This window comes from Streptomyces sp. NPDC056486, from assembly GCF_042795295.1.
In the GTDB taxonomy this organism is placed as follows: Bacteria; Actinomycetota; Actinomycetes; order Streptomycetales; family Streptomycetaceae; genus Streptomyces.
On record NZ_JBHTSF010000085.1, the window covers coordinates 1 to 18,309 of the forward strand.

The following is an 18,309-nucleotide window of genomic DNA, read 5'->3' on the forward strand; positions in this document are numbered from 1 at the left end:
GGGTGGGACCGCGCCCATGGCGGCGCGGCATGGCTCCGCGCCGTGGTGGGGCTGCCTAGCGTGAGCGGATGTACCCGATGCCGATCAAGAGTCTTCGGTCGCTGTGGCCCGCTGGTCTGGTCGTCGCCGCGGTCTCCTCGCTGCTCCTCCCGGCATCCGCGTCCGCGGCTCCGGCACCGCCCCTGGCGACGCCCCGGTTCGCCGTCGCGGCGTACGACTGCTCCCGCACCGAGGGGCCCTGGAACTGCCTCGCCCAGTGCGAGAGCAGCGGCCGGTGGCATGTGAACACCGGGAACGGCTTCTACGGAGGGCTGCAGTTCTACCAGCCCACCTGGGAGGCGCACGGCGGGCTCAAGTACGCGCCGCGTGCCGACCTCGCCACCAAGAAGGAGCAGATCAAGGTCGCCGAGGAGGTGCTGCGCACTCAGGGGTGGAAGGCCTGGCCCGTGTGCTCGAAGAAGATCCCCAAGGAGATCCGGGACAGCCGCGTCGTCGTGCACGTCGTGAAGTCGGGCGAGACGCTGAGCTCCATCGCCCGGCGCTACAAGGTCAAGGGCGGATGGCAGGCGCTGTATCAAGCCAACCGGAAGGCCGTGGGGAGCAAGCCCGACAAGCTGGATGTCGGCACCAAGTTGGTCATCCGGAAGAAGACCGTTCCTGAGAAGGCTGCTCCGAAGAAGGCCGATCCGAAGAGTGACGCTCCGGAGAAGACCGCCCCGAAGAGGGACGCCCCGGAGAAGACCGTCCCGAAGAAGGTCGTTCCGAAGCAGGCCGTTCCGGAGAAGGCCACCCCGTCGGCGGCCGCTCCGTCGACGGCCGATCCGACGAAGGCGGCCCCGGAGAAGGGCGCTCCAGAGAAGGTGGCCCCGGAGAAGACCGCCCCGGAGAAGACCGCCCCGGAGAAGGCCGATCCGAAGAGCGACGCTCCGGAGAAGGCTGCTCCGGAGAAGGTCATCGCGGAGTAGGCCGTTCGGACCGCCTCCGTCGGCCGAGTTCGCTCGCCTCGCCGCTGAACACGACCGCGCCACGGCGCAGTCTGTGCACCACCACTGCCGTCCGGTCCGCGTGTTCACGCAGGCCGGACGGCAGTCGCTGTTCCGCGGTCAGGACGCAGGCGTGCCTGCTGAGGCCGACGAGGAGGTCGTACGTCCGGGACGCGACGGCGGGGGACATGCCCTGGGTGGGTTCGTCGATGAGGATCACTCGGGCGTGGGCCGTCAGGAGGGCGCGGGAGAGGGCCAGCATGCGTTGCTCGCCGCCGGAGAGGGTGCCTGCCCGGCGGGGGAGCAGGGGGCGCAGCTCGGGGTAGGCGTCAAGGGCCGGGGTGATGTCGGCCTTGGCCTCGGGGCTTGACAGGTCGAGGTTCTCGTCGACGGTGAGATGGCCGAACACCGCGGGCCCGTCCGGTACGAAGCACAGGCCCCGCTTCGCGCGTGCGTGCGCGTTGAGCCGGGTGACGTCCGCTCCGTCCCAGGTGACGGTGCCGGTGGCGAGGGGGGCCGTGCCGGCCAGGGCGCGCAGAGTTGTGGTGCGGCCCGAGCCGTTGCGGCCCAGGAGGACGGTGAGGCCGGGGGCCGGGGCGGCGAGACTCACGCCGTGCAGGGCCTCCAGGGGGCCGTAGCGGACGCGGGCCTCGTGGAGCTGGATGCCGGTTTTCATGGGGTCACCCTGTGGAGGACTTCGATGGGCGGGCCCGACGTGATGATGCGGCCCGCCGCCATGACGTGGACGGTGTCGGCGAGGTTCGCGACCAGGTCGATGTCGTGCTCGACCACCAGGAGCGCCATGCCGTCGGCCGCCAGGGCCCGCAGGACGCGGGCCAGGGCGGCCACTTCGGCGGTGTCCAGACCTGCTGCCGGTTCGTCCAGGAGCAGCGTGTGCGGTCGGCCCGCCAGGGCTCTGGCCAGTTCTACGCGTCTGAGGGTGCCGGTGGGGAGGTCCGCGGCGGGGTGGTGGCGGGTCGCGTCGTGGTGGAGGGAGAGGAGGCGGAGGGACTGGGCGGTGGCGTGGGCGGTGCTTTCGGGGTTCTGGACTCGGCCCTGTTCCGCGCCTACTTGGACGTTCTCCGTGATGGTCAGCGACGGGAAGACCGCCAGTTGCTGGAAGGTGCGGGCCACGCCGAGGCGGGTCCTGGTGTGGGCGGGGGTACGGGTGATGTCCCGGCCGTCGAAGGTGATGCGGCCCGATTCGGGGCGCAGAGTGCCTGCCAGGCAGTGGAAGAGGGTGCTCTTGCCTGCGCCGTTGGGTCCTACTACGGCGGTGATGTGGCCGGGCGGTACGGAGAGATCCACCCGGTCCAGGGCGGTGAAGCCGTCGTAGGCGGCGGTGATCCCGTGGGCCGTCAGTAGGCGCGGGGCCGCGCGGTGGGACCTGTCCGGGGGCGGGGCCGCCTCGGTATGTCCGTCCTCGCCATCCGCCGCCGGGCGCGTGGCTGCTTCGGATCCGGAGCGCCGCGAACCGTGCTCCGGCCCGGCGCGACTTGCTCCCGTGCGCTCATCGTCAGCGGGGTCGACGCCGGGCAATCGGGTGGGTGGGTGGGGAGGAGCGGTCAGGGCAGCGCGGGTCCGCCTCCCCAGTGGCGTCAGGGAAGGACGCCTGTTCAGCCTCGCGGTAGCCGCACGCAGTGCCTCGTACGGGCCTCCCGGAAAGCGCCCCACCAGCACCGCGAGGACACCGATCACCGCCGCGGCCACGCCACCCCGCGTGCCCGCGTCCAGGCCCACCAGGAGCGCCGCCGCGACCAGCGAGCCCAGCAAGCTGTCCGCGCCGAGGACCACCACCGCCGCGAACCAGAGGAGCCCGCGCACCGGGTCGTACGCGCCGGGGTCGAAGGCCCGTAGGCCCATGCCCAGCATCCCGCCGCCCAGCGCGGCGAGCGCCGCCCCGGCCACGAAGGCCGTGAGCTTCAGGCTGCGCACCGGCACCCCCGCCGCGCTCGCCCCCGCCTCGTGGTCCCGCATCGCGGCCAGCGCACGCCCCATGCGGCCCCGGCGCATGCTGATCGCGAAGAGCAACGCCGCCGCGAGCAGGACCAGTTCCAGGACGTAGTACGCGCGGTCGCTGTCGAAGCCCGCCGGGCGGTCCAGGGCGAGGCCCGACGTCGCGTACGGCTGGGCGAAGACGAAGCGGCTGACGCCGACGCCGACCGCGAACGTCGCCAGGGCGAGCGCGAGGCCGCGGCGGCGAATCGCGGGCCAGCCGGTGAGGAGGCCGAGGGGCGCCACGAGCAGGACGGCCACGGCCAGGGCGGGGAGGTGGGGGAGTTCGGGCAGGCCCGGGAAGCGGCCCGCCGTCAGGAGCGCCGTGAAGAGCGCGCCGAGACCCGCGTACGCCGCCTGGCCGAGGGAGATCTGGCCGCCTCTGCCGGTGACGATCACCAGCGAGAGGAGGATGACGGCCAAGGCCGGGACCTGGACCGAGGTGGTCAGGTCCGAGCCCGCGAAGCCAAGGGGTATGAGGAAGAGGACCGCCGCCACGATCCACGCGCCCGGTGGAGTCGGGACGCGCGCCGTCGCCGTGCGCGGGAGCGTGTTCTGCGAGCCGATGCCGGGGAGTACGAGGGCCGCGATCAGCAGGGCCACCACGAAGAGGTTGGCCCCCACCGCCTGGAGGAGGGGTTCCGCCCAGCCTGATGGGTGCAGCCGGGTCAACTGGCTCTGGGCCACGCCGAGTCCGAGCGCCACCACCACCGCGACGGACAGGCTCCGCATGCGCGCAGCCACCGCGACCGCCACCACCTCCATGACCAGGAGCGGCATACCGTACGGGTCGAGACGTACGAAGGGGGCGAGCAGCACGCCCGTGAGGCCGGCCGTGAACGCGCCGAACGCCCAGCCCGCCGACGCCACCCGGTCCGCGTCGATCCCGCTCAGGACGGCGAGGGGCCGATTGTCGACCACGGCCCGAAGCCGGTTGCCGAAGCGGGTCCAGCGGGTGACCGCCCAGACCGAGGCGGCGAGGGCGGCCGTCACCGCCAACTGGGCCCAGGGGTCCGCCGGTACGAGGGTCGGGGCGTCCGCCCTCGCTCCGGGGCCCCAGATCAGCGCGGCGCCTCCGACCAGGAGGATGAAGACGCCGATGGACGCCACCAAGGTCTGGGCCGGGTCGCCGCCCAGGATCGACAAGGGGCGGAAAACCGCCTTCTCCAGGAGCAGGCCGATGGACGGGGCGACGAGAAGGAGCGTGAGCGCCGTGGCGAGGGGCAGGGGCCAGTGCCACTCCACCGTCAGCTGGCGCAGAACGTACGCGCAGATCATCGCGATCGCGCCGTGCGTGAAGTTCAGGACACCGGTCGCGCGGTACGTGACGATCAGGCCGATGCCGGTGAGGGCGGCCGCGCTGCCGACCGCGAGCCCGGCAAGGGTCAGGTCGTAGCTCAGGGAGGCCACCGGGTCATCGCTCCGGTGCCGGGGTGCTGGAGGACGTGGGGGACGGCTGCGGATCGCAGATGGGGCACGGGCTCAGGTCGCCGGTCGCGAGGATGTGGGCGTCCGCGGGGACCGCCTCCGGTTTCCCCGCCACCAGGGGGCAGTCCGCCCGGTGCCAGAGGGTCCCGCCCGGGATCATCAGGACGTCGCCGCTGGTCGCCACCGGGGCCTCTCGCCCCTTCGTGGTGGCGGGAGGCGTGCCCGCCGTCACCAAAAGCTCGTACAGCTCCTCCACGCGGGCCGTGGCCAGGGCGCTCCTGCCGTGGGCGAAGAGCACGGCACCGGCGATGATCAGTGCCGCTCCCGGCACCGTGCACGACGCCAGATACGGGAGCTGCCGCTCGGCGAAGCGTTCCCCGGACATGCCGTACCAGCCGATCACGCAGAGCACCGCACCGGTGGCGAGGGCGGCGAAGGCCGCCCAGAGAACGGGGCGCACGGCGCTGAGCCGAGCCGAACGAGCTGTCTGATCCGGTCGAGCCGCCCGCATATGGGCCCCCTGGAACACGTCAGTCACGTCGATGGGCTGTCCATGTCAGTCAATGGATTGCACTATGCCTTCTGGAAGCTGACCCTGAAAGCTCCGGGCCCGACGGCTCGGCCGATACCCGGCGGTGAACCAGATGGTTCTCTGGACAAGGCGCAGGCGGGGGAGCGATCTCAAGCGGGGAAGGGTGCGGAGCGCGGCTATGGCGGCTGCCGCGGTCCTGCTCGTCGCTCCGGCCGCCGTGGCATGCGGTGATGACAGCGGCGGGGGCGGCGAGAGCGATCCGCCGAAGCCGTCCGCCGCCAAGTCGACCAAGGACGTTCCCTCGGACGACGCGACCGCGACCGCTACTACGACTGGCAGCGCGCCCACGGATCCGGCGGTGGCCGAGAAACAGGTCAAGAAGAACTGGGAGAAGTTCTTCGATCCCGCCGTCTCCATGAAGGAGAAGGAGGCCGTTCTCGAGAACGGGCCCAAGATGCGCGCCGTCCTCAAGAGCTTCAGCGGTGACGAGCGCGGCAAGCAGGTGGGCGCCCAGGTCGACAAGGTCGGATTCACATCGGCGACCGAGGCGGACGTGACGTACGCGCTGACTCTGAAGGGCGCCACCGCGCTGCCCGACGCCTCGGGCACCTCCGTCAACCAGGACGACACCTGGAAGGTGTCCGTCAAGACTCTCTGCGCACTGGTGAAGCTGAGCGGCAATGAGTCGCCCGGTCCGGGCTGTTGAGGCCCTTGCCGTAGCCGCGCTGCTCGTGGCGGTGGCGGGGTGCGGCAGCCGGCTCCCCGAGAGCGACTTCGAGGGGCGCGGGGGCAGGAGCACGGCGCCCGCCCCGGCGGGGGCGCCGATCCGGGTCGGCATCATCACCAGTGCGACGAGCCCCGTCGGCGGCTCCGCGTTCACCGGGCCGCGGGACGGGGCCAAGGCGTACTTCGAGCGGCTGAACGCGCGGGGCGGGATCGACGGGCGCAAGGTCGAGGTGCGTACGTGTGACGACGGCGGCAGCGGCGTCGGCAACAACGAATGCGTGCACAAGCTGGTCGAGGAGGAGCGCGTCGTCGCGCTCGTCGCGACCAGCTCCCTCGACTACGCGGGGGCCTCCCGCGTCTCCCGCGCGCGCGTGCCCGATGTCGGCGGGCAGCCGATCGGGTCCGCGTACGACACCTATCCGCATCTCTACGGGATCTACGGCAGCCTCGCCCCACGGAACGGTAAGCCCGGCTGGGGCGGCAAGCTGATCGGCGGGACCGAGGTCTACCGCTACTTCAAGCGGGAGCAGGGGGCGCGGACAGCGGCCGTCGTCTCCTACAACCAGGCCGCATCCGCCGCGTACGCCCGTCTCGTCACCCGGGGCCTGAAGGCCGAGGGCTACAAGGTGGTCACCGAGCAGGTCGACTTCGCGCTGCCCAATTTCCGCGCGGCGGCGGCCGACCTGAAGGAGCAGGGCGCCGACCTGGTCTTCGACGCGCTGGACACCCACGGCAACGCCAAGCTGTGCGAGGCCATGGACGCGGTGGGGGCGAAGGTGACCGCCAAGGTCACCAACGTCCAGAACTGGACCTCCTCCGTGGCCGACGACTACAAGGACGCACCGCGCTGCCGCAACGCCCTGTGGGTCACGGGCGCGAGCCGCAACTACGAGGACACGGACCATCCGGCCGTACGCGATTTCCGCGACGCCATGAAGGGGCACAAGGGTCTCTCCCAGTGGCAGCTCGAGGGCTGGGCCGCCGCCATGTGGTTCACGGACGCGGCGAAGTCGTGCCGGGGGGACGTCACGCGCGCGTGCGTCGACCGCTTCATGAACCGGGGTAAGTCGTACACCGCCCAAGGGCTGCTGCTTCCGGTGACGTACGAAGAACGGGCCGATCCGCCGGAGACCCGTATGACCTGTGTGTCGGTGGCCCGCTGGAAGGACGGTGAGGGGTGGGTCACACAGGGAGACATGGCCAAGAACTGCTTCGACGTACCGCAGCTCTCCTACCAGCCATGATGTGTAGACCAAGCAGGAAAGTTCCCGAAGCGCGATACCGATGGCGCAACTCTTGAGGAACAAGATGATGATGAAACCCAACCCTGTTCCCGTAATCCCCGTCTAACCCTGCGGTAGGCGGACGAGAGGGACTGTCCGCGGGGAAGCGTGGGATACGGGGACGCATGCACATCTCTTTCCTTATTCATAACGCGTACGGAATCGGCGGGACGATCCGGACGACGTACAACTTGGCGAACACTCTCGCCGAGCAACACGACGTCGAGATCGTCTCCGTCTTCCGGCACCGTGACGAGCCCGTTTTCTCCCCTGACTCCCGCGTCAGGCTCAGTCACCTTGTCGACATGCGTAAGGACAGCCCCGGCTACGAGGGGGAGAGCGCCGACGCCCTGCGGCCCGCCCGGACGTTCCCCGGTGCGGAAGGCCGCTACGGCCAGTACAACGCCCTCACCGACCGGCGCATCGCCGCGCACCTCTCCTCGCTCAGCTCCGATGTGGTGGTCGGTACGCGGCCCGGCCTGAACGTGCACATCGCCCGTGAGGCGGCGCGCGGCCCGCTGCGGGTCGGCCAGGAGCACCTCACGCTCGACAGCCACTCCAAGGAACTGCGCCGTCAGCTGCGCAGCGTCTATCCCCGCCTCGACGTCCTGACCACGACGACCGAGGCCGACGCCCGCGCCTACCGCCGCATGATGCGACTGCCCGGCGTCCACATCCAGGCCGTGCCCAACCCCGTGCCCGCGCCCGGCATCGAGCCCGCCGACGGCAACCAGAAGTGGGTCGTCGCGGCGGGGCGCCTCGCCCCCGTCAAGCGGTACGACCTGCTGATACGGGCCTTCGACCAGGTGCGCGCCGAGCGCCCCGACTGGCGCCTTCGGATATACGGCGGCGGCAAGCAGAAGGACAAGCTGCGCGCCCTGATCGATGAGCTCGGCCTCTACAACCACGTCTTCTTGATGGGGCCCGCCCACCCCATCGAGCCCGAGTGGGCCAAGGGCTCCATCGCGGCCGTCACCTCCAGCCTGGAGTCCTTCGGCATGACGATCGTCGAGGCCATGCGCTGCGGACTGCCCGTCGTCGCCACCGACTGCCCGCACGGGCCCGGCGAGATCATCGACAACGGTGTCGACGGACGCCTCGTCGAGGTCGGCAACCCCGACGCCATCGCGGGCGGACTGCTCGAACTGATCAACAACGACACACTGCGCCGGCGGATGGCGGGCGCCGCCCTCCAGGACTCCGAGCGCTTCGACCCGGCCCGCATCGCCGAGCGCTACGACGCGATGTTCACCGGGATGCTCGCCCGCGGCAGCTCCTTCGGCGGCCGGATGCGCGGCTCACTGCACCGCACCCGAGGCGCGCTGCTCGGCGGCGCGTACGCAGTACGGGACATCGGACATGGGGTACCGACCAGCGGCATACAGACGAAAGGATTCACCGCATGACGGCCTTGGCCACCCCGGACGCCTCTCCGCCCTGCGACACCGGTGCCGATCAGGACGTTCCCGCGGCACCGCGCGCCGACTGCATCGCCGATTCCGCGGGCGGTCTCACCTTCGACGTCACCGACCCCGGTGGCGAGGGCTCCGCCTACCTGCTGCTGCGCCGCCGCGACGCCGCTTCCACCGATGAGGACGTGCGCCTGCCGCTGTCCCCGGCCGCCGACGGCAGGCTGCGGGCCGCGCTGCCCAGCAGCGTCGAGCTGGCCGAGGGACGCTGGAACGCCTACGCGGAGGTCGGGGGCGGCACACCGCGCCGCCTCGCACCCGGCGTCAACGACCTGCGCTCCCTCGTCGACCGCGCCCCCAGCGGGGCCCGCGGCTACATCGCCGTCCGCATTCCGTACGCGACCAAGCAGGGCAACCTCTCCGTACGCAGCTGGCTGCGCGCCCCGCACGCGGAGATCGGCGAGCTGAAGATCGCCGGCACCTCGGTGAGCGCGCAGGGCCGCGTGTACGGCACCGCGCTGACCGGCGCCGCATACGCCGAGGCGTCCCTCCGTGCCGAGCCCGAGCGCATCGAGCGCTACGAACTGAAGACCGACGGCGTGGAGTTCAGCTTCGACCTGCACTGCGACGTGCTGGCCGAGAGCGGCCCGGGCCCCTGGGACCTCTGGCTGCGCCCCGCGGGGGAGAGCGGGCCGCGGATCCGGCTCGCCCGGCTCCTGGACGACGTGCCGGACAAGAAGCAGATCTTCACCTACCCGTCGGTGCGGCTCGACACCGCGGCGCACGGCCCGCTGGACGCGGGGGCGTACTACACGAACGACAACGACCTCTCGGTCCGGATCCGCGAGACGGACACGATCGCGGCCGATGTCGTAGCCGATGTCGTAGGGGACTGACGCCATCGCGGACCGTGGCTGTCCGCGACGCCGGGCACAATCGGCTCCATGTTGGAGACCTCCGCACGACTGCTCCGCCTGCTCTCGCTCCTGCAGGCCCACCGCGACTGGTCGGGCGCGGACCTGGCAGGGCGGCTCGGCGTCACTCCGCGCACCGTGCGGCGTGACGTGGACCGGCTCCGCGAGCTCGGCTACCCCGTCAACGCGAGCCCCGGCACGGGCGGCGGGTACCAGCTGGGCGCGGGCGCCGAGTTGCCGCCGCTGCTCCTGGACGACGACGAGGCGGTAGCGGTGGCCGTCGGTCTGCGCACCGCGGCCGGACAGGGCATCGAGGGCATCGGCGAGACCTCCGTACGCGCCCTGGCCAAGCTGGAGCAGGTCCTGCCGAGCAGGCTGCGGCGCCGGGTCGGCGCGCTGACGGCGTTCACCGTGCCGATGCTTCAGGCCCCGCGGCAGCACGCCGTGGACCCCTCGGTCCTGACCGAGCTCGCCCACGCCTGCCGGGACTCGGAGCGCCTGCGCTTCGACTACCGCGACCACGGCGGCAGTTCGACCCGGCGCACCGTCGAACCGCACCGCCTCGTCTGCACCGAGCGCCGCTGGTACCTGGTCGCCTGGGACGTCGAACGCGACGACTGGCGGACGTTCCGCGCGGACCGCATCACACCGACGCCGCCGCACGGACCGCGCTTCGACCCCCGCACCCCGCCCGCCGACGATCTCGCCGCCTATGTCTCCAAGGGCGTCTCCACGCGCGCGTACGCCGCCCAGGCGGTGTTCCGGCTCCTGGTGCCCCTGGAGGAGGCGGCCCAGCGGGTCACCCCGTCCGACGGCACTCTTGAGGCCGAGACCGAGCACAGCTGTCTGTTGCGCACGGGCGCCATGAGCCTGGACGTCATGGTGATCCATGTGCTGCTCATGGGCTTCGAGTTCGAGGTGGTCGAGCCCGCGGACTTCACCGAGCGGCTCAGCTCGGCGCGGGACCTCCTGAGCCGGGCCCTGGACCGGGGTGTTCGGTCTGCGGATCCGGATTCTGTGTCCCCGGCGGCTGGAACGCCGCGTACTCGGGATGGTGCAGATCGAACGCCGGGGACTCGGAGCGGATCCGGGGCAGCGTGACGAAGTTGTGGCGCGGCGCCGGGCAGGCGGTGGCCCACTCCAGGGAGCGGCCGAAGCCCCAGGGGTCGTCGACGTCGACCTTCTTGCCGTACTTGGCGGTCTTCCAGATGTTGTAGAGGAACGGCAGCGTGGACAGCCCGAGCAGGAACGCCCCGATGGACGAGATGGTGTTGAGCACCGTGAAGCCGTCCGCCGCCAGATAGTCCGCGTACCGCCGTGGCATGCCTTCCGCGCCGAGCCAGTGCTGGACGAGGAACGTCACGTGGAAGCCGACGAAGAGCGTCCAGAAGTGGATCTTGCCGAGCCGTTCGTCGAGCATCTTCCCGGTGAGCTTCGGCCACCAGAAGTAGAAGCCGCCGAAGGTCGCGAAGACGACGGTGCCGAACACGACGTAGTGGAAGTGCGCCACCACGAAGTACGAGTCGGTGACGTGGAAGTCGAGCGGTGGCGAGGCCAGGATGACGCCGGTGAGCCCGCCGAAGAGGAAGCTCACCAGGAAGCCGATCGCCCACAGCATCGGTGTCTCGAACGACAGCGAGCCCTTGAGCATCGTCCCCGTCCAGTTGAAGAACTTCACGCCCGTGGGGATCGCGATGAGGAAGGACATGAAGGAGAAGAAGGGCAGGAGCACCGCGCCCGTCGCGAACATGTGGTGCGCCCAGACGACGACCGAGAGCCCGGTGATGGCCATCGTCGCGCCGATCAGGGGCAGATAGCCGAAGATCGGCTTCCTGCTGAACACCGGGATGATCTCGGAGATGATCCCGAAGAACGGCAGCGCGATGATGTAGACCTCCGGATGCCCGAAGAACCAGAAGAGGTGCTGCCACAGCAGCGCACCGCCGTTCTCCGGGGCGAAGACCATGGATCCGAAGCGCCGGTCCGCCTCCAGGACGAGCAGTGCGGCGGCGAGCACGGGGAACGCGAGCAGGACCAGGATCGAGGTGAAAAGGACGTTCCAGGTGAAGACGGGCATCCGGAACATCGTCATCCCGGGCGCGCGCATCCCGATGATGGTCGTCAGGAAGTTCACCGAGCCGAGGATCGTGCCGAACCCGGAGAGCGCGAGCCCCATGATCCACAGGTCGGCGCCGACCCCCGGCGAGCGCTCCATGCTGTTGAGGGGCGCGTAGGCGAACCAGCCGAAGTCGGCCGGGCCGCCGGGCACCATGAGCGAGCCGAGCACCATCAGGCCGCCGAAGAGGAACAGCCAGTACGAGAGCATGTTGAGCCGCGGGAAGGCGACGTCGGGCGCGCCGATCTGCAGCGGCATGATCTCGTTGGCGAAGCCCGCGAAGGTCGGCGTCGCGAAGAGCAGCAGCATGATCGTGCCGTGCATGGTGAACATCTGGTTGAACTGGGTGTTCGACATCAGCTGCAGCCCGGGGCGGGCGAGCTCGGCCCGCATCAGCATGGCCATCAGGCCCGCGGCGAGGAAGAACGCGAAGGCCGTGATCAGGTACAGGTGACCGATCTTCTTGTGGTCGGTGGTCGTCAGCCAGTCCACGAGTATCCGGCCCGGGCTCTTCTGCCGGACGGGTCGCGCCTGTGGTGCCTCGGTCTCGGTCCCCATACGCCCGCCCCTTCGCCGTCGCGCACCGTGGGCCTGCCAGCCGGGGCCATGATGCTCGCGTCACCCTGACTCCGACAGGGGGCGTACGAGCCCGCTGTGCTGGAACCATGAATTCCTTATGCGGCGTCACATCCCCCGGAGCATCCAGGATTCGGGAATTGCGGGGGCGCGCAAAGGTGTCCGGCCCGCCTTTCGGCCGGGCGAATACGGTCGTTTCCGGTCGCCGCCGAAGGGCTCGCGGTAAATACAGGAATCACGTCGGAACAACTCCGGAACCGCCCGTACGTGTGACGGAGTTAAGAGGAAACGGGCGTCGTGATCCTGTGACAAAAGCGTGACCGGAGAGGGACCGGTGACCCATGGTGTCCGGCTACGGCCTTCCCCCGGTCGGGCCACGCCGCCTAACGTGGCGGCCATGGCACCTATTCCGACCCCTCCCGCCGAACCCCAGGACACTTTGGACGCCTACGTCGGCCTCGCGGCCGAGGGCGCCGAGCAGCAGGCCCGTGAGCGCGGCTGGTCCCCTGTCAGGTCGTTGCCGCCCGGCACGATCATCACCATGGAGTACCTCGCGGGGCGGCTCAACTTCGAGGTCAAGGAAGGCGTCGTGATCCGCTGCTGGAAGGGCTGACCGAGCCCCCGGCGACGTACGGCGAAGTCCAGTCCGGCGAGCACCAGACAGGCAAGCAGCAGACAGGCGAAAGGCCCCGGTTCCTGAGCGGAACCGGGGCCTTTCGTGATGCGGGGGATGGGTTGTGCGTACCGACCCCCGCTGTCTCGGGGCTAGCCGCCCGCCACCGGGCGGGCCGGCGTGGCGGCGCGTGAGGCGCGCTCGGAGTGCGGCGGGCGGCGGCTGCCCGCCGGGGTGACCGGGCTGCGCTCGGAGCGCGGTGTGTGCGGTCCTGGCGCGAGGTAGGCCGGGGCGCGGGCGGGGCGCGCGGCGCCGACCGGCTCGCGGACCTGGGGCTCGTCGGCCGGTACGGCGGCGGGCCGTGGCGACATCGCGGGGACCGGGGCGACAGGGGCCGGGACGCCGGCTCCTGCGCGGCGGTCGCGCCAGAGGTCACGCAGGCTGAAGATCCAGCCTTCGACCCAGGTGAGCAGCGGCTCCACCCAGGGCAGCGCGAGTAGGACCAGCAGACCCGCGGCCCAGCCGAGGAAGACGTCGCTCAGCCAGTGAGTGCCGAGGTACACGGTGGTCAGGCCGACGCTGAGGGAGACCACGGCCGAGAGCGCCGAGAGGTAGCGGCGGGTGCGCGGGGTGGAGGCCATGTAGGCCAGGATTCCCCAGGTCACCACGGCATTGGCGGTGTGACCGGAGGGGAATATATCGCCGCCGAGCCACATCTCGTTGGCGCCGATCGTGGTGGCGTAGTGCGGGCCGAGGCGGCCCATGCCGATCTTGGCGGCGCCGACCGTGACGTTCAGGAGCAGCAGGGCCGCGCCGAAGGTCAGGAGCGGGCGGATGGTGTGCTGACGCCAGGAGCGCCAGCCCAGCCAGGCCGCGACCATCACGGCGGTCGGGCCGCGCTGGCCGAGGACCACCCAGTAGTCGAGGAAGGCGTGGATCTCGGGCCACTGCTGGTAGGGCCGGAAGAACATGACCTGCCAGTCGAACCGCACGAGCCAGGACGTGGCAAGCACGGCGACGACGATGGCGAGGTAGAAGGCCAGGGTCGCGCTGAAGAGCACGATCCGGTGCCTGCTCATCCTCGGTACATCGAGGCCGGCCGGTCGTTCCGGCTCACGGTCGAGACGGGCGAAGACCCGATCCAGACGGGTGAGGTTTCGTTCGGTACGCACCCAATCGACGTTACAGCGAGTGAGTGCGTGACTAGGCCGAATCAGTGGCTTTGTGATGACGATGTGATGTGGCATTCCTCTCAGGCGGAGGTTTATTCCTGCGGATTCCCTATTCGACCGAGAGCCCCTTACTTAATTTGTTGATCATTAGTGAGACGGTTTTATGGCGCTTATGAATTCGTTCACCGTGACCTGGTGTGGAATTTCCCCCGCGCTCACCGGGGCCCGTAAATGATCATGGCGGACCCGAGCCGTTCAGCCAGAACGCCCCGTACACCGCGCTCGCCGCGGCCACACCCCCGAGCACCATCGCCGACCTGGACGAACGCAGCCGGGCGAGTGCCACAGCGAGGGGCAGGAGCAGCGGGAAGGCGGGCAGCAGGAGGCGCGGCTTCGAGCCGAAATAGCCCGCCGCGCACAGGGCGAGCGCCACGACGATCCCGCTGTAGACGAGCAGTGGCAGCGGCTGCCTCCCGCGTACGCCGATGACGTACAGCCAGATCACCAGGGCGACCCCGACGATCAGGCCGACCCCCGCCAGGGCCGCGGGGAAGGCGGTGAACTTGTCACCGATGAAGCGGGCGAAGGCGTAGCCGAAGTCGAAGCCGTTGCCCCAGCCGGCCTGGACGTCGAGATAGCCGAGGAGGCCGTCGCCGGTGCGGTGGCCGACCCACAGGACGTAGCCCGCGGCGCCGAGCGGGGCCAGGACCGCGCCGAGGATCATGCGCCACCCGGCCTGCCGCTCCCGGTGGATATGGACGGCCGCCGTCACCCAGAGCGCCGCGACGACCGCGGCGCCCACGGGGCGGGTCAGGCCCGCGCAGGAGGCGAGCAGGCCCGCCCACACCCAGCGGCCGGTGAGCACCGCGTACAGGGACCAGGCCGCGAGCGCCGTGAAGAGCGACTCGCTGTACGCCATCGACTGCACGATCCCCACGGGCAGGACCGCCCACAGCGCGACCGCGCAGATTCCCGCGCGGCGCCCGTAGAGGTGATCGGCGATCGCGAAGATCCCGGCGGCGGCGCAGAGCGAGGCGAGCCAGCTCACCACCAGGCCCGCGTCGGCGTACGAAAGGGGGCTGATCGCCGAGACGAGCCGCTCCAGCCAGGGCAGCAGCGGGAAGAACGCGAGGTTCGAGTGGACGCTGCCGTCCGGGAGCCGCACCTCCCAGCCGTAGCCGTGCTCGGCGACGCGGGTGTACCAGAGCGAGTCCCAGCGGGCCGTGAGGAGCGTGTGCGGGCTCTTGCCCGCCGCCGCGCTCCACACCGCGAGCACCGCGAGCCCCAGGGCGCGCACCCCCATGTAGGCGAGGAGCGCGGGCGCCGCACGGCGCAGCGCGGCGCCCGCACGGGCGCCGTAGGAGGGCGGTGGCAGGCGTTGTTCCAGGTCGGTCACGGGCTCGATTATCGGCACAGGCGGGAACCGGCTGCCCGCTCGGGTGCGTGGTCCATGCGTGGGCAGCGTGGCGTACGCCACACCTTCTGCGCTCAACCGTGAGAGGTCCGCCACGCGCCACAGCCGTGAACTCGCGTACTCTGACGGCTCACTCGCCTTTCGTTGCCGCCAGCTGGGAGATCACGTCCCGCGGGGCCGCCGATGCGAGGGATCACTGGGAGGTATCGCACATGTCGGGTTCAACCACGGCCACCGCTCCTTCCGGCCGTCGGGTACCCGGGTCGCAGGGCGGCGCCAACCGCTGGCTGGTGCTCGTCGTTCTCTGCGTAAGCCTGTTGCTCGTCGCCGTCGACGCCACCGTTCTGCATGTGGCGGTGCCCGCCGTCACCGAAGACCTGAAGCCAGGCGGCATCGAGCTGCTGTGGATCGTGGACGTCTACCCACTGGTCTGCGCCTCGCTGCTCATCCTCTTCGGCACCCTCGGTGACCGGGTGGGCCGCAGACGTGTGCTGCTGCTCGGCTACGCCCTCTTCGGCGTGGCATCGGCCGTGGCGGCCATGGCGGACAACGCCCAGGTCCTGATCGCGGCCCGCGCCCTGCTCGGCGTCGGCGGCGCGATGATCATGCCCGCGACCCTCTCGATCCTGCGCCAGGTCTTCCCCGACCGGCGTGAGCGGGCCGTCGCCATCGGTGTGTGGAGCGCGGTGGCCGGAATCGGCGCGGCGGGCGGACCGCTGCTCGGCGGCTTCCTGCTCGAGCACTTCTGGTGGGGCTCGGTCTTCCTGATAAACATCCCGCTGATGCTGGTCAGCCTGCCCATCGGGCGCCTGCTGCTTCCCGAGTCGACGGGCGACCGCGACGGGCCGTGGGACGTGGTCGGCGCGCTGATGGCCGCGGGCGGTCTCTTCGGCCTCGTGTTCGCGGTGAAGCGGGCCGGTGGCGGAGAGTCGCCGTTCGGCATGACGACGCTCCTCTCGTTCTTCCTGGGCGGGCTCCTCCTCATCGGCTTCGTCCGCAGGCAGCGGCGGCGCAAGTTCCCGCTCATCGATCTGTCGATGTTCGCGCGGCCCGCGTTCAGCACCTCGCTCGGCTGCATCGTGCTCGCGATGCTCGCCCTGGTGGGCCTCGAACTGGTCGCCGCGCAGTATCTGCAACTGGTGCTCGGCCTCTCCCCGCTGGAGACCGGTATGCGGCTCGTGCCGCTCACCGTCGCCGCGATGGCCGCGGGCCTCGCCGGATCGAAGGTGCTTCACCGCTTCGGCCCGCGCACGATGGTCGCCTTCGGCTTCACCCTCACCGCCGTGGCCGTGTTGATGCTCACCGGGCTTGGTGAGCGGGCCAACGACTCGCTCCTGATCACCAGCTTCGTGCTCCTCGGCCTCGGCCTGCAGCTCACGCTCTTCGGTTCGTACGAGTCGATGCTCAGCGAGGCGCCCCCGTCGCAGGCGGGCGGCGCCGCCGCGATCGGCGAGACCTCGTACCAGCTGGGCGCCGGTATCGGCATCGCACTGCTCGGCAGCGTCATGAACGCGGCGTACGCGCCGGGCCTCTCGTCAGTGCAGGGCGTTCCCGCCAAGGAGAGCGCCGCCGCCAGTCACTCGCTCGGTGAGGCGTACCAAGTCGCTTCGGGGCTCGGCGGCGCCGCGGGCAACGCGTTGCGCAGCGCCGCGCGCGAGTCCTTCGTGCATGGGCTGCATGTGACCTTGCTGGTCAGCGCGGGGCTGCTGCTGCTCGGGGCGCTGATGGCGCTGAAGCTGCCGCGGACGATGGAATGCGGGACGCAGGGGGAGCGGCCCGAGCAGGGGATTCCGGCGCCCCGGGACGAGGCGGGAGTTCCTGCGGAATCCGTCCGCTGACGCGGACGCACCGGGCGACTCTGGACGTGCGCGACCCCGCGTCGTAACGTCGGCGCGAGCCGTAAGTAACTACCACTGCTAGTTTTTGCGCCGCCGGAGGCCCGAGATGTCCGCACGCAGCCGCACCCCCCTGCCGCCCTTCGACCCCACCGATCCCCTCGGCATCGACGACCTCCTGGAGCCGGAGGACCTCGCGATCCGGGAGACCGTCCGCACCTGGGCGGCCGACCGCGTCCTGCCGCACATCGCCGACTGGTACGAGAAGGGCGAACTGCCCGGCATCCGTGATCTTGCCCGTGAGCTCGGCTCGATCGGCGCGCTCGGCATGTCCCTGGAGGGCTACGGCTGCGCCGGAGCGAGCTCCGTCCAGTACGGGCTCGCCTGTCTGGAGCTGGAGGCCGCCGACTCCGGCATTCGCTCGCTCGTCTCCGTGCAGGGCTCCCTCGCCATGTACGCCATCCACCGCTTCGGCTCCGAGGAGCAGAAGCAGCGCTGGCTGCCCGGCATGGCCGCGGGCGAGATCATCGGCTGCTTCGGGCTCACTGAGCCCGACCACGGCTCCGACCCGGCGGGCATGCGTACGCACGCGAAGAAGGACGGCACCGACTGGGTGCTCACCGGACGCAAGATGTGGATCACCAACGGGTCGGTGGCCGGTGTCGCCGTCGTCTGGGCGCAGACCGACGAGGGGATCCGCGGCTTCGTCGTCCCCACCGAGACCCCCGGCTTCTCGGCGCCCGAGATCAAGCACAAGTGGTCGCTGCGCGCGAGCGTCACCAGTGAGCTGGTGATGGACGAGGTACGGCTCCCCGCCGACGCCGTGCTTCCCGAGGTCACCGGGCTCAAGGGTCCCCTGAGCTGTCTCTCCCACGCGCGCTACGGCATCGTCTGGGGAGCCATGGGCGCCGCCCGCTCCTCCTTCGAGGCAGCCGTCGAGTACTCCAAGACCCGCGAGCAGTTCGGCAGGCCCATCGGCGGCTTCCAGCTCACCCAGGCCAAGCTCGCCGACATGGCGGTCGAGCTGCACAAGGGCATCCTGCTCGCGCACCACCTCGGCCGGCGTCTGGACGCGGGCAGGCTCCGTCCCGAACAGGTCAGCTTCGGCAAGCTCAACAACGTACGAGAAGCGATCGAGATCTGCCGCACGTCCCGGACGATCCTGGGCGCGAACGGGATCTCGCTCGAGTACCCCGTCATGCGGCATGCGACGAACCTCGAATCGGTGCTCACCTATGAGGGCACCGTCGAGATGCATCAGCTCGTGTTGGGCAAGGCGCTCACCGGCCTTGACGCGTTCCGGTGAGCGGCCT

Annotated in this window: 14 protein-coding genes and 2 pseudogenes; 9 read left to right on the top strand and 7 right to left on the bottom strand. The window is 70.6% G+C overall.

Going from position 1 to position 18,309, the window contains the following annotated elements:
- Positions 1 to 77 precede the first annotated feature (77 nt).
- Positions 78 to 581: pseudogene (locus tag ACFQ7F_RS28400) on the top strand (transglycosylase family protein); the annotation flags it as partial.
- On the opposite strand, the gene ACFQ7F_RS28405 reads toward ACFQ7F_RS28400, so the two are convergent.
- From ACFQ7F_RS28405 to ACFQ7F_RS28420, 4 genes are read right to left on the bottom strand one after another with little or no spacing between them, the layout of a single operon-like run.
- Positions 575 to 955, bottom strand: coding sequence for a pentapeptide repeat-containing protein (locus tag ACFQ7F_RS28405; protein WP_383276008.1), 381 nt, complete (start codon positions 953 to 955; stop codon positions 575 to 577). The pseudogene ACFQ7F_RS28400 and the gene ACFQ7F_RS28405 overlap by 7 nt on opposite strands.
- Entirely contained in the window at positions 952 to 1,659 is a 708-nt protein-coding gene (locus ACFQ7F_RS28410) for an ATP-binding cassette domain-containing protein (protein WP_383275921.1), read from the bottom strand. The genes ACFQ7F_RS28405 and ACFQ7F_RS28410 overlap by 4 nt, the downstream gene beginning before the upstream one ends.
- Positions 1,656 to 4,388, bottom strand: a complete 2,733-nt coding sequence (locus ACFQ7F_RS28415; protein ID WP_383275924.1) for an ATP-binding cassette domain-containing protein — start codon at positions 4,386 to 4,388, stop codon at positions 1,656 to 1,658. The genes ACFQ7F_RS28410 and ACFQ7F_RS28415 overlap by 4 nt, the downstream gene beginning before the upstream one ends.
- Positions 4,389 to 4,392: 4 nt before the next feature.
- On the bottom strand, positions 4,393 to 4,917 hold the full coding sequence (locus tag ACFQ7F_RS28420) for a hypothetical protein (protein WP_383276011.1): 525 nt from the start codon (positions 4,915 to 4,917) through the stop codon (positions 4,393 to 4,395).
- Positions 4,918 to 5,116: 199 nt separating this feature from the next.
- Between ACFQ7F_RS28420 and ACFQ7F_RS28425 the strand changes: the two genes are divergently transcribed.
- The 5 genes from ACFQ7F_RS28425 to ACFQ7F_RS28445 all read left to right on the top strand — a co-directional run bounded on the left by ACFQ7F_RS28425 (position 5,117) and on the right by ACFQ7F_RS28445 (position 10,371).
- Positions 5,117 to 5,644 carry a hypothetical protein gene (locus tag ACFQ7F_RS28425; protein WP_383275927.1) on the top strand — a complete coding sequence of 176 codons (528 nt, stop codon included), beginning with the start codon at positions 5,117 to 5,119 and terminating at the stop codon, positions 5,642 to 5,644.
- On the top strand, positions 5,619 to 6,908 hold the full coding sequence (locus tag ACFQ7F_RS28430) for an ABC transporter substrate-binding protein (protein ID WP_383275930.1): 1,290 nt from the start codon (positions 5,619 to 5,621) through the stop codon (positions 6,906 to 6,908). The genes ACFQ7F_RS28425 and ACFQ7F_RS28430 overlap by 26 nt, the downstream gene beginning before the upstream one ends.
- A gap of 164 nt (positions 6,909 to 7,072) precedes the next feature.
- Positions 7,073 to 8,353 carry a glycosyltransferase family 4 protein gene (locus ACFQ7F_RS28435; protein ID WP_383275933.1) on the top strand — a complete coding sequence of 427 codons (1,281 nt, stop codon included), beginning with the start codon at positions 7,073 to 7,075 and terminating at the stop codon, positions 8,351 to 8,353.
- Complete coding sequence (locus ACFQ7F_RS28440; RefSeq protein ID WP_383275936.1) at positions 8,350 to 9,252, top strand: hypothetical protein; 903 nt, start codon at positions 8,350 to 8,352, stop codon at positions 9,250 to 9,252. The genes ACFQ7F_RS28435 and ACFQ7F_RS28440 overlap by 4 nt, the downstream gene beginning before the upstream one ends.
- Before the next feature lie 48 nt (positions 9,253 to 9,300).
- Positions 9,301 to 10,371: a helix-turn-helix transcriptional regulator gene (locus ACFQ7F_RS28445; protein WP_383275939.1), complete on the top strand. Its 1,071-nt coding sequence runs from the start codon at positions 9,301 to 9,303 to the stop codon at positions 10,369 to 10,371.
- 46 nt (positions 10,372 to 10,417) lie between these two features.
- Here ACFQ7F_RS28445 and ctaD read toward each other — a convergent pair.
- Positions 10,418 to 11,944: pseudogene (ctaD, locus tag ACFQ7F_RS28450) on the bottom strand (cytochrome c oxidase subunit I); the annotation flags it as partial.
- A gap of 415 nt (positions 11,945 to 12,359) precedes the next feature.
- Here ctaD and ACFQ7F_RS28455 point away from each other — a divergent pair.
- Positions 12,360 to 12,575 carry an I78 family peptidase inhibitor gene (locus tag ACFQ7F_RS28455; RefSeq protein WP_383275942.1) on the top strand — a complete coding sequence of 72 codons (216 nt, stop codon included), beginning with the start codon at positions 12,360 to 12,362 and terminating at the stop codon, positions 12,573 to 12,575.
- A 152-nt stretch (positions 12,576 to 12,727) separates the two neighbouring features.
- Here ACFQ7F_RS28455 and ACFQ7F_RS28460 read toward each other — a convergent pair whose 3' ends face one another.
- Positions 12,728 to 13,747, bottom strand: a complete 1,020-nt coding sequence (locus ACFQ7F_RS28460; protein ID WP_383275945.1) for a phosphatase PAP2 family protein — start codon at positions 13,745 to 13,747, stop codon at positions 12,728 to 12,730.
- 235 nt (positions 13,748 to 13,982) lie between these two features.
- A complete protein-coding gene (locus ACFQ7F_RS28465) occupies positions 13,983 to 15,143 on the bottom strand; it encodes a hypothetical protein (RefSeq protein ID WP_383275948.1) in 1,161 nt (386 codons plus the stop codon).
- Between the two features lie 230 nt (positions 15,144 to 15,373).
- Between ACFQ7F_RS28465 and ACFQ7F_RS28470 the strand changes: the two genes are divergently transcribed.
- Both ACFQ7F_RS28470 and ACFQ7F_RS28475 read left to right on the top strand, forming a co-directional pair.
- Positions 15,374 to 16,999 carry an MFS transporter gene (locus ACFQ7F_RS28470; protein ID WP_383275951.1) on the top strand — a complete coding sequence of 542 codons (1,626 nt, stop codon included), beginning with the start codon at positions 15,374 to 15,376 and terminating at the stop codon, positions 16,997 to 16,999.
- Between the two features lie 106 nt (positions 17,000 to 17,105).
- A complete protein-coding gene (locus tag ACFQ7F_RS28475; RefSeq protein WP_383275954.1) occupies positions 17,106 to 18,302 on the top strand; it encodes an acyl-CoA dehydrogenase family protein in 1,197 nt (398 codons plus the stop codon).
- Positions 18,303 to 18,309: the final 7 nt, after the last annotated feature.